General features: G+C 59.4%; 22 protein-coding genes. All 22 read left to right on the top strand.

The window, feature by feature from the left end; genetic code table 11:
* The first annotated feature begins 36 nt into the window (after window positions 1-36).
* Genes fusA through rpmD form a run of 22 tightly spaced genes read left to right on the top strand, consistent with a single transcriptional unit; the run spans window position 37 to window position 12,260 of the window.
* Complete coding sequence (gene fusA, locus MGMAQ_RS13255) at window positions 37-2,115, top strand: elongation factor G (RefSeq protein WP_046021915.1); 2,079 nt, start codon at window positions 37-39, stop codon at window positions 2,113-2,115.
* A 17-nt stretch (window positions 2,116-2,132) separates the two neighbouring features.
* Window positions 2,133-3,323, top strand: coding sequence for an elongation factor Tu (tuf, locus tag MGMAQ_RS13250; protein WP_046021914.1), 1,191 nt, complete (start codon window positions 2,133-2,135; stop codon window positions 3,321-3,323).
* Window positions 3,324-3,381: 58 nt separating this feature from the next.
* Window positions 3,382-3,690: a 30S ribosomal protein S10 gene (gene rpsJ / locus MGMAQ_RS13245; protein WP_046021913.1), complete on the top strand. Its 309-nt coding sequence runs from the start codon at window positions 3,382-3,384 to the stop codon at window positions 3,688-3,690.
* Between the two features lie 13 nt (window positions 3,691-3,703).
* Window positions 3,704-4,483 (top strand): 50S ribosomal protein L3, encoded by a 780-nt coding sequence (gene rplC, locus MGMAQ_RS13240; RefSeq protein WP_046021912.1) that lies wholly within the window; start codon window positions 3,704-3,706, stop codon window positions 4,481-4,483.
* Between the two features lie 6 nt (window positions 4,484-4,489).
* Complete coding sequence (gene rplD / locus MGMAQ_RS13235; RefSeq protein WP_046021911.1) at window positions 4,490-5,110, top strand: 50S ribosomal protein L4; 621 nt, start codon at window positions 4,490-4,492, stop codon at window positions 5,108-5,110.
* A 14-nt stretch (window positions 5,111-5,124) separates the two neighbouring features.
* Entirely contained in the window at window positions 5,125-5,430 is a 306-nt protein-coding gene (locus tag MGMAQ_RS13230; RefSeq protein WP_371258401.1) for a 50S ribosomal protein L23, read from the top strand.
* A 4-nt stretch (window positions 5,431-5,434) separates the two neighbouring features.
* Window positions 5,435-6,262: a 50S ribosomal protein L2 gene (gene rplB / locus MGMAQ_RS13225; protein ID WP_046021909.1), complete on the top strand. Its 828-nt coding sequence runs from the start codon at window positions 5,435-5,437 to the stop codon at window positions 6,260-6,262.
* A gap of 12 nt (window positions 6,263-6,274) precedes the next feature.
* Entirely contained in the window at window positions 6,275-6,553 is a 279-nt protein-coding gene (rpsS, locus tag MGMAQ_RS13220) for a 30S ribosomal protein S19 (RefSeq protein WP_046021908.1), read from the top strand.
* Window positions 6,554-6,557: 4 nt separating this feature from the next.
* On the top strand, window positions 6,558-6,938 hold the full coding sequence (gene rplV, locus MGMAQ_RS13215; protein ID WP_046021907.1) for a 50S ribosomal protein L22: 381 nt from the start codon (window positions 6,558-6,560) through the stop codon (window positions 6,936-6,938).
* Window positions 6,938-7,618 carry a 30S ribosomal protein S3 gene (gene rpsC, locus MGMAQ_RS13210; protein ID WP_046021906.1) on the top strand — a complete coding sequence of 227 codons (681 nt, stop codon included), beginning with the start codon at window positions 6,938-6,940 and terminating at the stop codon, window positions 7,616-7,618. Before rplV ends, rpsC begins: the two co-directional genes overlap by 1 nt.
* 38 nt (window positions 7,619-7,656) lie before the next feature.
* Window positions 7,657-8,076: a 50S ribosomal protein L16 gene (gene rplP / locus MGMAQ_RS13205; protein ID WP_046021905.1), complete on the top strand. Its 420-nt coding sequence runs from the start codon at window positions 7,657-7,659 to the stop codon at window positions 8,074-8,076.
* Entirely contained in the window at window positions 8,076-8,276 is a 201-nt protein-coding gene (gene rpmC / locus MGMAQ_RS13200; protein ID WP_046023322.1) for a 50S ribosomal protein L29, read from the top strand. The genes rplP and rpmC overlap by 1 nt, the downstream gene beginning before the upstream one ends.
* Before the next feature lie 11 nt (window positions 8,277-8,287).
* Window positions 8,288-8,524 carry a 30S ribosomal protein S17 gene (gene rpsQ / locus MGMAQ_RS13195; RefSeq protein WP_046021904.1) on the top strand — a complete coding sequence of 79 codons (237 nt, stop codon included), beginning with the start codon at window positions 8,288-8,290 and terminating at the stop codon, window positions 8,522-8,524.
* 45 nt (window positions 8,525-8,569) lie between these two features.
* Window positions 8,570-8,938: a 50S ribosomal protein L14 gene (gene rplN, locus MGMAQ_RS13190; protein ID WP_046021903.1), complete on the top strand. Its 369-nt coding sequence runs from the start codon at window positions 8,570-8,572 to the stop codon at window positions 8,936-8,938.
* Window positions 8,935-9,255 (top strand): 50S ribosomal protein L24, encoded by a 321-nt coding sequence (gene rplX / locus MGMAQ_RS13185; protein WP_148560951.1) that lies wholly within the window; start codon window positions 8,935-8,937, stop codon window positions 9,253-9,255. Before rplN ends, rplX begins: the two co-directional genes overlap by 4 nt.
* A gap of 11 nt (window positions 9,256-9,266) precedes the next feature.
* Window positions 9,267-9,809 (top strand): 50S ribosomal protein L5, encoded by a 543-nt coding sequence (gene rplE / locus MGMAQ_RS13180; protein WP_148560950.1) that lies wholly within the window; start codon window positions 9,267-9,269, stop codon window positions 9,807-9,809.
* A gap of 21 nt (window positions 9,810-9,830) precedes the next feature.
* On the top strand, window positions 9,831-10,136 hold the full coding sequence (gene rpsN, locus MGMAQ_RS13175; RefSeq protein WP_046021900.1) for a 30S ribosomal protein S14: 306 nt from the start codon (window positions 9,831-9,833) through the stop codon (window positions 10,134-10,136).
* Between the two features lie 13 nt (window positions 10,137-10,149).
* Window positions 10,150-10,548, top strand: coding sequence for a 30S ribosomal protein S8 (rpsH, locus tag MGMAQ_RS13170; protein ID WP_046021899.1), 399 nt, complete (start codon window positions 10,150-10,152; stop codon window positions 10,546-10,548).
* A gap of 16 nt (window positions 10,549-10,564) precedes the next feature.
* Window positions 10,565-11,098 carry a 50S ribosomal protein L6 gene (rplF, locus tag MGMAQ_RS13165; protein WP_046021898.1) on the top strand — a complete coding sequence of 178 codons (534 nt, stop codon included), beginning with the start codon at window positions 10,565-10,567 and terminating at the stop codon, window positions 11,096-11,098.
* Between the two features lie 8 nt (window positions 11,099-11,106).
* Window positions 11,107-11,469, top strand: a complete 363-nt coding sequence (gene rplR, locus MGMAQ_RS13160) for a 50S ribosomal protein L18 (protein WP_046021897.1) — start codon at window positions 11,107-11,109, stop codon at window positions 11,467-11,469.
* Window positions 11,470-11,481: 12 nt separating this feature from the next.
* Window positions 11,482-12,072, top strand: a complete 591-nt coding sequence (gene rpsE, locus MGMAQ_RS13155; protein ID WP_046021896.1) for a 30S ribosomal protein S5 — start codon at window positions 11,482-11,484, stop codon at window positions 12,070-12,072.
* Window positions 12,073-12,077: 5 nt separating this feature from the next.
* Window positions 12,078-12,260 carry a 50S ribosomal protein L30 gene (rpmD, locus tag MGMAQ_RS13150; RefSeq protein ID WP_046021895.1) on the top strand — a complete coding sequence of 61 codons (183 nt, stop codon included), beginning with the start codon at window positions 12,078-12,080 and terminating at the stop codon, window positions 12,258-12,260.
* Window positions 12,261-12,291: the final 31 nt, after the last annotated feature.

Below are 12,291 nucleotides of genomic sequence, written 5' to 3'. Positions count from 1 at the left end.
GACAGATAATTTAAAGAGCACGACGAAGGTTCGATCATGGCCCGCAGCACGCCCCTCACAATGTACCGCAATATCGGCATCATGGCTCACATTGATGCCGGTAAGACGACGACCACAGAGCGGATTCTGTACTACACCGGTAAGTCTTATAAGATCGGTGAAGTTCATGACGGCAATGCCACCATGGACTGGATGGAACAGGAGCAGGAGCGCGGGATCACCATTACGTCCGCCGCGACCACCGCGTTCTGGCGGGACCATCGAATCAACATCATTGACACCCCGGGTCACGTGGACTTCACCATTGAAGTGGAACGGTCCCTGCGCGTGCTTGATGGCGCGGTGGCGGTGTTTGACTCGGTGGCCGGTGTGGAGCCTCAGTCCGAAACCGTGTGGCGGCAGGCCGATAAATACGGCGTCCCCCGGATGTGTTTCGTCAACAAGATGGACCGAATCGGCGCCGACTTCTTCCGTTGTGTCGAAATGATGGAAGAGCGTCTCGGCGCCAATCCCATGGTGTTGCAACTGCCCATCGGTTCTGAATCGGACTTCAAGGGTGTTGTGGACCTGCTGAAGATGAAGTCGATCGTCTGGGACGAAGAGACCCTGGGCGCCAAGTTCCACGAAGAAGACATTTCCGCGGATCTGGCTGATCAGGCCGCCGAATACCGGGAGCGTCTGGTGGAGATGGCCGTCGAGCAGGACGACGCGGCCATGGAAGCCTACCTGGAAGGTCAGGAACCCGATACCGAAACGCTGATCAAGTGTATTCGCAAAGGCACTCTGTCCTCATCCTTCGTGCCGGTACTTTGTGGCACGGCTTTCAAGAACAAAGGTGTGCAGCCGCTGCTCGACGCGTTCGTCGATTTCATGCCGGCGCCCACCGACGTGGCCGCCATCCGCGGTATCCATGCCGATACCGAAGAAGAGATCGAGCGTCACAATTCAGATGACGAGCCCTTCTCCGCCTTGGCCTTCAAGATCATGAACGATCCTTTTGTCGGCTCGTTGACCTTTATCCGGATCTACTCCGGTATCCTGGCCGCTGGCCAAGGCATCACCAATACGGTGAAAGACAAACGCGAGCGGGTTGGACGCATGCTGCTGATGCATTCGGATCAGCGCGAAGAAATCAAAGAGGCCCGTGCCGGTGACATCGTCGCCCTGGCTGGTCTCAAGGACACCACGACCGGTGATACGCTGTGTGATCCCAGTGACCGGGTGATCCTGGAACGTATGGAATTCCCCGACCCGGTGATCGAAATCGCCGTGGAACCGAAGACCAAGAGCGATCAGGAAAAGATGGGCGTCGCCTTGGCTCGACTGGCCGCCGAGGATCCCTCGTTCCGTGTCGCCACCGACCACGAGAGCGGTCAGACCATCATTTCCGGCATGGGTGAGCTTCACCTGGAAATTCTGGTTGATCGCATGAAGCGTGAGTTCAAGGTCGACGCCAATATCGGTCAGCCGCAGGTGGCCTACCGCGAGACCATCTCCCGCGAGGCTGACATCGACTACACCCACAAGAAGCAGACCGGCGGTTCCGGCCAATTTGCCCGCATCAAAATCAAGTTTGAGCCGATCGAAGCCGGGTCCGGCCTGGAATTCGAAAACACCGTGGTCGGCGGCAACGTGCCGAAGGAATACATCCCCGGTGTTCAAAAGGGTCTGGAGAGCGCCGCCCAGTCCGGTACCATCGTCGGGTTCCCGGTGGTCGGTATCAAGGCGACCCTTTATGATGGTTCATCCCACGACGTGGACTCCTCTGTCATGGCCTTTGAAATCGCCGCCCGCGCGGCCTTCAAGGAAGGTATGCAGAAGTCCGGCCCGAAGTTGTTGGAGCCGATGATGAAGGTCGAGGTTGTTACCCCTGAAGATTACATGGGCGACATCATTGGCGACCTGAATTCCCGGCGTGGGCAGGTAAGCGGTATGGATCAGCGGGGCATTGCCCGGGTGGTCAACGCCACGGTGCCCCTGTCCAATATGTTCGGCTACGTCAATACGCTCCGCTCCATGAGCCAGGGACGAGCCCAGTTCACCATGCAGTTCGATCATTATGCCGAAGTGCCGCAGGCCGTGGCTGATGAAGTCAAAGCCAAGCTGGCCGGTTAAAACGAAGGATCTGAGAGATGTCGAAGGAAAAGTTTGAACGGAATAAGCCGCATTGCAACGTCGGTACGATTGGCCACGTTGATCATGGCAAGACGACGCTGACGGCGGCGATCACGAAGGTTCTGGCGGAAGCCAGCGGCGGTCAGGTTATGGCCTTTGACGAGATTGACAAGGCGCCGGAAGAGAAGGCGCGCGGCATCACGATTTCGACGGCTCACGTTGAATACGAGACCGATGCCCGCCACTACGCGCATGTTGATTGCCCGGGTCACGCGGATTATGTGAAGAACATGATCACGGGCGCGGCGCAGATGGACGGCGCGATCCTGGTCTGCTCGGCGGCGGATGGCCCGATGCCTCAGACCCGCGAGCACATTTTGTTGGCCCGCCAGGTTGGTGTTCCGGCGATCGTTGTTTACATGAACAAGGTTGACCAGGTTGACGACGAAGAGTTGTTGGAGCTGGTTGAGATGGAAATCCGCGAGCTGCTGAGCTCTTACGAGTTCCCTGGCGACGACATTCCGATTGTCAAGGGATCGGCGCTGGCCGCTTTGGAAGGCCGCGATCCGGAGATCGGCACGAACTCGATCATGGAACTGGCCAAGGCGATTGACGACTATATCCCGCAGCCGGAGCGTCCGAAGGATCAGCCGTTCTTGATGCCGATCGAAGACGTATTCTCGATCTCGGGCCGTGGCACGGTTGTGACCGGTCGCGTTGAGCGAGGCGTAGTCAAGGTGGGCGAGGAAATCGAGATTGTCGGTATCCGTCCGACCACCAAGACGACCTGTACGGGCGTTGAAATGTTCCGCAAGCTGCTTGATCAGGGCGAAGCAGGCGACAACATCGGCGCCTTGCTGCGCGGCACGAAGCGCGAAGACGTTGAGCGTGGCCAGGTTCTGTCGCATCCGGGCACGATCACGCCGCACACCAAGTTCAAGTGCGAGTGCTACATCCTGACCAAGGAAGAAGGTGGCCGTCACACGCCGTTTTTCTCCAACTATCGTCCGCAGTTCTACTTCCGGACGACGGATGTGACCGGAACCATTGAGCTGCCGGAAGGCACCGAGATGGTCATGCCGGGTGACAACATCGCAATGGTCGTCCAGTTGATCAATCCGATCGCCATGGATGAAGGCCTGCGCTTCGCCATTCGCGAAGGCGGTCGGACCGTCGGCGCCGGCGTCGTCGCCAGCATTATCGAATAGAAAAGGGAGCGAGCGGGTCGGTGCCTTCGGGTGTCGACCGCCGTATTTGGTGCGAACCATGGACAATCAAAATATACGCATCAAGCTGAAGGCGTTCGATCACCGTGTGCTCGATCAGTCCACACGCGAGATCGTGAATACCGCCCGACGGACGGGAGCCCAGGTGCGCGGCCCGATTCCGCTGCCTACCCGTATTGAGCGTTACACCGTGTTGCGCTCGCCGCATATCGACAAGAAATCCCGTGAGCAGTTTGAAATCCGTACCCACAAGCGTCTGTTGGACATCGTCGATCCGACGCCTCAGACCGTGGATGCGCTGATGAAACTGGATCTCGCTTCCGGGGTTGACGTCGAAATTAAGTTGTAAGGGGGTCGAAACCATGCGTAGCGGACTTATTGCGCAAAAGGTCGGCATGACCCGGGTTTTCCGAGAAGACGGGACCCATGTGCCGGTGACCGTTTTGAAGGTCGATGGGTGCCAAGTGGTGGCCCAACGCACCGAGGAACGCGACGGCTACACGGCTGTCCAACTGGGCGCCGGTCAGGCCAAGGTCAAGCGGGTCTCCAAGGCCATGCGCGGCCATTTCGCCAAGGCCAAGGTCGAGCCGAAACAGAAGGTGGTTGAATTCCGAGTGGATCCGGCCAACCTGATCGACGTGGGCGCCGAGCTTTCCACCGAGCATTTCGTCGCAGGCCAGATGGTCGATGTGACCGGAACCTCCATCGGTAAGGGTTTTGCCGGTGCCATGAAACGGCATAATTTTGGGGGTCTTCGGGCCTCGCACGGTGTGTCGATCAGTCACCGTTCCCATGGTTCCACCGGTCAGTGCCAGGATCCAGGCCGTGTCTTCAAGGGTAAGAAGATGGCCGGACACATGGGCGCTCGCCGGACCACCACCCAGAACCTGGAAGTGGTTTCCGCCGATAGCGAAGCCGGCCTGTTGCTGGTTCGTGGCCCGGTTCCCGGCCCCAAGAGTGGCTGGGTGATGATCAAGGACGCGGTCAAGGTTGCCATGCCCGATGGGCTGCCGACTCCCGCCGCCCTGAAGACCGCGCCTGTCGAGGAAGCGCCCGCGGAGGAGACTCCCGCCGAGGAGGTCGCCGTCGAGGCGCCCGCCGAGGAAGCGGCGGCTCCCGAGGCCTCCGAGGAAAAGGAATAAGCAACGATGAAGACCGACATCATCAGCCTCGACAACAAGTCCGTCGGCGACATCGATCTCGATGAGACCGTATTCGGCATCGAGGTTCGTCGCGATATCCTGGCTCGCATGGTCAATTATCAATTGGCCAAACGTCGCTCTGGCAATCACAAGGTCAAGCAACGCAGCGAGATCAAGGGCACCACGGCCAAGCCGTTCCGTCAAAAAGGGACCGGTCGCGCCCGTCAGGGTTCCCGCAAGGCGCCGCAGTTGCGCGGCGGCGGCGTGGTCTTTGGTCCGGTGGTCCGCAGCCATGCGCACGATCTGCCGAAGAAAGTCCGCAAGCTGGCCCTGCGCACCGCTTTGAGCAGCAAGCAGGCCGATGGCAAGCTGGTTGTTCTGGACTCCACCGCCATTGATACCCCCAAGACCAAGGATCTGGTTTCGCGCCTGACCGGTCTGGGATGGGATCGGGCGCTGGTGGTCGACGGAGCCGAGGTCAATGGCAACTTTGCCAAGGCCGCTGGCAACATTCCGAGCGTCGATGTCCTGCCGAGCCAGGGTGCCAACGTTTACGATATCCTGCGCTGCGACACCTTGGTTTTGACCAAGGACGCCGTGGCCCAGCTGGTGGAGCGGCTGAAATGAGCAAATATTCATTCATGAAGGTTCAGCCCAGCAAGGAGCGCATGTACGAGCTGCTCCGGGCGCCGCTGATCACCGAAAAAACAACGCTGATTTCCGAGCATAATCAAGTCGCCTTCCGGGTGCCTTTGGATGCCAACAAGAAGGAAATCAAGCTGGCAATTGAAAAGCTGTTCAATGTCAAGGTGACGGCCGTCAATACCCTGCGGTCGAAAGGCAAGACGAAGATTTTCCGGGGCCACAAGGGCCAGCGGGGCGACGTCAAGAAAGCCATCATCACCCTGGCCGAAGGTCAAACCATCGACGTGACCACGGGGGTCTGAGGAAATGGCTCTAAAGAAATTCAAACCGACGACCCCGGGACAGCGGAACCTGGTCATTGTCGACCGTTCCGGTCTCTACAAGGGCAAGCCGGTCAAGTCCCTCACCGAGGGTCTGCGCAAGTCTGGCGGCCGGAACAACACCGGTCGGATCACCGCGCGCCGTATCGGCGGGGGCGTCAAGCGCCGCTACCGGATGGTCGACTTCAAGCGTCTCAAGGTTGGTTCCGCCACCGTTGAGCGTTTGGAATATGATCCCAACCGTACCGCCTTTATCGCGCTGATCACCTACTCCGATGGTGAACAGGCTTATATCCTGGCGCCGCAGCGGTTGGCGGTTGGCGATACCGTTGAATCCGGCCCCAAGGCCGACATCAAGCCCGGCAATGCGCTGCCCATGCAGAATATTCCGGTGGGCACCATCATTCACAATGTGGAGATGAAGGTCGGCAAGGGCGGTCAAATCGCTCGTTCCGCCGGGACCTATGCTCAGATCGTCGGTAAGGATCAGGGTTACGCCCAGCTCCGGTTGTCGTCCGGTGAATTGCGGATGGTTCGGGCTGAATGCATGGCCACCATCGGTGCCGTGTCCAACCAGGACAATCAGAACATCAAGCTCGGCAAAGCCGGTCGCAAGCGGTGGCTGGGCAAGCGTCCCGCCGTCCGTGGCGTGGCCATGAACCCGGTCGATCACCCCCATGGCGGCGGCGAAGGCCGTACCTCGGGCGGTCGTCATCCGGTGACCCCCTGGGGCAAGCCCACCAAGGGTAAGCGGACCCGGAACAATAAACAATCAGATCGGCTGATCATGCGCAGCCGTCATCAGAAGAAGTAAAGGAGGCCGGTTGTGGCTCGCTCCGTTTGGAAAGGACCGTTCGTCGACAGCTACCTTCTGAAGAAGGCGGAAAAGTCGCGCGACTCAGGGCGTAATGAGGTCATCAAGACCTGGTCTCGCCGTTCGACTATCCTGCCTCAGTTTGTGGGGTTGACCTTCGGCGTCTACAACGGCCAGAAGTTCGTGCCGGTGCTGGTGACCGAAAATATGATCGGTCATAAGTTCGGCGAGTTCTCGCCGTCTCGCACCTACTTCGGCCATGGCGTCGATAAGAAGGCGAAGAGGAAGTAAGGCAATGGGTAAGAAATCAGCCGAACGGCCGTTGGCCGACAACGAGGCGAAGGCCTTTGCGAAGATGCTGCGTGGCAGCCCGCAGAAGCTCAACCTGGTTGCGCAGAGCATTCGCGGTTTGAATGCCGAAAAGGCCGTGGCCGAACTGACCTTCTCCAAGCGCCGGGTTGCCGGCGAGGTGAAGAAGGTGCTGCAGTCCGCCATCGCCAATGCGGAAAATAATCACCAGCTGGACGTGGATCGCCTGTTCGTGGCCGAGGCCACTGTCGGCAAAGCCATGGTCATGAAGCGCTGGCGCCCCCGGGCCCGTGGCCGCGTGGGACGGATCGTAAAGCCGTGGAGCAACCTTACCGTGGTGCTGCGCGAGCGTGAGGAGACGGCGTAATGGGTCAGAAAGTCAATCCGATCGGGCTGCGGCTCGGCATCAACCGGACCTGGGATTCCCGCTGGTTCGCGGATAAGAACGGATTCTCCGGGCAATTGCACGAGGATCTCAAAATCCGCAAGATCCTGCGCGAGAAGCTCGCTCAGGCCGGGGTGTCCCGGATCATTATCGAGCGGCCGGCCAAGAAGGCCCGCGTGACCATCCATACGGCTCGTCCGGGTGTGGTCATCGGCAAAAAGGGCGCCGATATCGAAAAGCTGCGCAAGGAACTGTCCAATGTGACCGGTTCCGAAGTGCACCTGAACATCGTCGAGATCCGCAAGCCGGAATTGGACGCGACCTTGGTTGCCGAAGGCATTGCCCAGCAGCTCGAGCGGCGTGTATCTTTCCGCCGCGCCATGAAGCGGGCCGTTCAGTCGGCCATGCGTTTGGGCGCCCAGGGCATTCGGATCAATTGTTCCGGTCGCCTCGGCGGTGCGGAAATCGCGCGTATGGAATGGTATCGCGAAGGCCGCGTACCGCTGCATACCCTGCGCGCCGATGTGGATTATGGAACCGGAACCGCTGCCACCACCTATGGCGCCTGCGGGATCAAGGTTTGGGTATTTAAAGGTGAGATCATGGAACACGACCCCATGGCTCAGGACAAGCGGGCCTCCGATCAGCAGCCTCAGCGCTGATCGATCCCGGTAACGACGGAAAACGGGTGCGATAAATCATGCTGTCACCGAAGCGTACCAAGTTCCGCAAGGCCCACAAGGGTCGGATCCATGGCAATGCCAAGGGCGGAACACAACTGAATTTCGGCTCCTATGGGCTCAAGGCCCTGCAGCCGGAGCGCATTACCGCGCGCCAGATCGAAGCCGCGCGGCGGGCCATGACCCGGCACATGAAGCGTGCCGGTCGTGTCTGGATCCGCGTCTTCCCGGACGTCCCGGTTTCTCAGAAACCGGCCGAAGTCCGGCAGGGTAAAGGTAAGGGCACGCCCGAGTATTGGGCTTGCCGTATCAAGCCCGGGCGCATTTTGTTTGAACTGGATGGTGTTCCCCACGATGTCGCCAAGCGGGCGTTTGAATTGGCCTCGGCCAAGCTGCCGCTGAAGACTCGTATGGTCTCCCGTCTGGGCGAGGAGGCTTGATCATGAAAGCCGAAGATCTGCGGGCGAAAACCCAAGATGAATTGAAAGACGAATTGGTCGGCCTCCGCAAGGAAGCCTTCAACCTGCGCTTCCAAAAAGCCAGCGGCCAACTCGAGAATACCGCCAGAGTGCGGCAGGTACGGCGCGATATTGCCCGGATCAAAACCGTGCTCGGCAACCGTGCCGAGACCGCGTCGTAAGGAGACCGAAGATGCCGAGACGCATTCTGCAAGGAACCGTGGTCAGCGATAAACAGGATAAGACGGTGATCGTCAGCGTGGTGCGGCGCTTTAAGCACCCCATGTACGCCAAGATCATTCAGAAATCCAAGAAGTATGCCGCTCACGACGAGACCAACAACTGTAAGGAAGGCGACGTGGTGAAGATCCGCGAATGCCGTCCCATTTCGAAACGCAAGACCTGGGAAGTGCTGACCGAAGGGGCCTGAGCCTTTGACGTTTGTTCCCACCGTGATTGAGAAGGAAGATCAACCATGATCCAGATGCAGACGAACCTGGAGGTCGCCGATAACTCCGGCGCACGCAGGGTGCAGTGCATCAAGGTCCTGGGGGGCGCCAAGCGCCGGTTCGCCGGCGTCGGTGACGTGATTGTGGTTTCCGTCAAGGAAGCTATTCCGCGTGGCCGTGTGAAAAAAGGCGACATCCACCGGGCCGTCATTGTCCGCACCGCCAAGGACATCCGCCGCGCTGACGGAACGGTCATCCGTTTCGACCGCAACGCGGCCGTTCTGGTCAATAAATCGGGAGAGCCCATCGGCACCCGTATTTTCGGCCCGGTGACCCGCGAACTGCGCGCCAAGCAATACATGAAAATCATTTCCCTCGCTCCGGAGGTGCTGTGATGGCTGCGAAAATGAAAAAGGGCGACCGGGTGGTCGTGCTTGCGGGTCGCGACAAGGGCAAGACCGGCGAGATCCTGAAGATGGTTTCCGGTGAAGACCGGGTCATCGTGCAGGGTGTCAACATGGTCAAGCGTCATACCCGCCCGACTCAATACAGCCAAGGCGGCATTGTGGAGAAGGAAGCGTCCATCCACTTGTCCAACGTGGCCCACATTGATCCCTCGGACGACAAGCCGACCCGCGTCGGTTTCAAGGTACTCGAAGATGGCCGCAAGGTTCGAGTTGCCCGTCGTTCCGGCGAAGTGATCGACCGGTGATGGGGGATAAAATGAGCGCACGTCTGCAAGACTTCTATCAGGACACCGTCCGCCAGAAAATGGTCGACGAGTTCAAGTACACCAATCCCATGATGGTGCCAAAGGTCGAAAAGATCGTCATCAACATGGGCGTTGGCGAAGCGTCCCAGGACCGCAAGAAGATCGATTCCGCGGTCTCCGAAATGACGCTGATCGCCGGTCAGAAACCGGTCATCACCAAGGCCAAGAAATCCATCGCCGCCTTTAAGCTGCGTGATGGCATGGTCGTGGGTTGCAAGGTGACCCTGCGCGGTGAGCGCATGTACGAGTTCCTGGATCGGTTGATCAACATCGCATTGCCCCGTGTCCGCGATTTTCGCGGCGTGAATGGCAAGAGTTTCGACGGCAACGGCAATTTCGCGCTGGGCCTGAAGGAGCAGATCGTTTTCCCCGAAATCGACTATGACAAGGTCGATACCATCCGGGGCATGGACATCGTCATCTGCACCACGGCTCGATCCAATGACGAGGCCAAGGCCTTGTTGGCGGGTTTCGATATGCCGTTTGCGAAATAGATCGAGGGACGGAGAACCGATATGGCCAAGAAGAGTGCCGTCGAACGGAATAAAAAGCGGGAACGTCTGGCGAAGCGATATGCCGCCAAGCGTGCCGTACTGAAAGCACAGGCAACCGATCCAGAGGCGTCGCCCGAAGATCGTTTTGCCGCCAACCTGAAACTGGCAAAGCTGCCGCGCAATTCTTCCAAGGTTCGAGTGCGTTTGCGCTGCGAACTGACCGGTCGCCCGCGCGGCAACTATCGCAAGTTCAAGCTCTGTCGTATTGCCATGCGCGATCTCGCCTCTGTCGGCCAGATTCCCGGCATGGTCAAGTCGAGCTGGTAAGGGAGGATACGCAATGTCTATGAGTGATCCTCTTGGGGATATGCTAACCCGCATCCGGAATGGACAACGGGCTCGCAAGAACACTATCACCGCGCCAGCCAGCCAATTCCGGGCCACTGTCCTGGATGTGCTGAAGCGTGAAGGTTACATTCGCGATTACTCGCGCACCAATCTGCGCCCCGGCGTGGACGAATTGCGCATCGAGTTGAAGTACTACGAAGGTGATCCGGTGATCCGTCAAATCAGCCGTGTGTCCAAGCCGGGCCGTCGGGTGTATTCCAAGATCAAAGATCTTGGTCGGGTCTATAACGGTCTGGGTATCGCTATCCTGTCCACCCCGCGCGGCGTCATGTCTGATGCCGAGGCACGCGAGGCGAACGTGGGCGGCGAAGTACTCTGCCAGGTATTCTGATCGGGAGATGAGGACAATGTCGCGAGTAGGCAAAAATCCGGTCGAAGTCCCGGGCGGCGTGGAAGTCACCATTGATGGTGGTACCGTGTCGGCCAAGGGCAAACTCGGCCTACTGTCCATGTCGTTTACCGATGACGTGGAAATCACCAAGGACGGCAACCAGGTCACCGTGACCCCGCGCAGCAATGTTATGCGGGCTCGCAAGATGTGGGGCACCGCCCGGGCGCAAATCGAAAACCTGGTCCAAGGTGTGAGCGAAGGCTTCACCAAAAAGCTGGTTATCAACGGTGTTGGTTATCGTGCCCAGGTCAAGGGCAAGGATCTGGTCCTCGCCCTCGGCTACAGCCACGACGTGATCTATCCGATCGCCGAGGGGCTGACCGTCAAGTGCCCGGATCAGACTCATATCGAGATCTCCGGGGCCAACAAGCAGCTGGTCGGTCAGACCGCCGCTGAAATCCGCGCCTTCCGTCCGCCGGAGCCCTACAAGGGCAAGGGCATCAAGTACGAAGATGAGTATATTCTTCGTAAAGAAGGCAAGAAGAAGTAGGCAGGGCCATGAAGAGTACGAAACAGTTATTCGAGCGCCGCAAGCAGCGTGTGCGCACGACCATCCGGAAGCGGTCCAATGGGCGTCCGCGCCTGTCCGTCTTCCGTTCCGGCAAGCATATCTACGCCCAGGTCATCGACGACGTCAATGGTCGGACCCTGGCGGCGGCTTCGACCCTCGACAAGGACCTCAAGGCGTCCTTGAAGACTGGGGCCGATACCGATGCGGCAATCGCGGTTGGTAAGTTGATTGCCGATCGGGCCAAAGCAGCGGGCGTGGAAAACGTGATCTTCGATCGCGGGGCCTATATGTATCACGGCCGGGTGAAAGCCCTGGCAGAGGCGGCCCGCGAGGGCGGTCTTTCGTTCTAGGGAGCAAAAACTATGGCACGTTCACCAAAGGAAGGTGGCCGGGGCGGTCGAGGCCGCGATCGGGAACAGAAAGAAGAAAGCGAATTCGTCGACAAGCTGGTCGGCATCAATCGCGTCGCCAAGGTGGTCAAGGGTGGCCGCCGGTTCTCCTTCGCCGCTCTGGTGGTGGTCGGCGATCAGCGGGGCCGCGTGGGTTTTGGTACCGGTAAGGCCCGGGAAGTGCCGGAAGCCATCCGCAAAGCGACCGATCAAGCGAAGCGCAATATGATTCGTGTGCCTCTGCGCGAGGCCCGCACGCTGCACCACGACGTCAAGGGCCGCTTTGGCGCTGGCAAGGTAGTGCTCCGGGCGGCTCCTGCCGGTACCGGGATCATCGCTGGTGGTCCGATGCGCGCGGTCTTCGAGACCGTGGGTGTGCAGGACGTGGTCGCCAAGTCCGTGGGAACCCAAAACCCCCACAACATGATCAAGGCGACCTTTGATGCGCTGAAGAATTTGAACTCGCCGCGTTCGGTGGCGGCCAAGCGGGGCAAAAAGGTCAGCGACATCGTTGCCCGGCGCGCCGACTACTCCGCCGAATCGGCGGCGGCCGCGAAGGAGTAAGGATCATGGCGACCATCAAGGTAACCCAGACGGGCAGCCCCATCGGGCGACAGAAAGATCAGCGGGCAACCCTGGTCGGCCTGGGCCTGAACAAGATGCACAAGACCCGCGAGCTGGAAGATACGCCGTCGGTCCGTGGCATGATCAACAAGGTCCATCACCTGGTGAAGGTGGAAGAGGCGGGCTGAAGCCACGCCCCTAGGATAAGGGATAGAGAAA

This window comes from Magnetospira sp. QH-2, assembly GCF_000968135.1.
Taxonomy (GTDB): Bacteria; Pseudomonadota; Alphaproteobacteria; order Rhodospirillales; family Magnetospiraceae; genus Magnetospira.
Note: the sequence above shows the minus strand (reverse complement) of the source record. Positions and strands in the feature narration are given on the sequence as shown.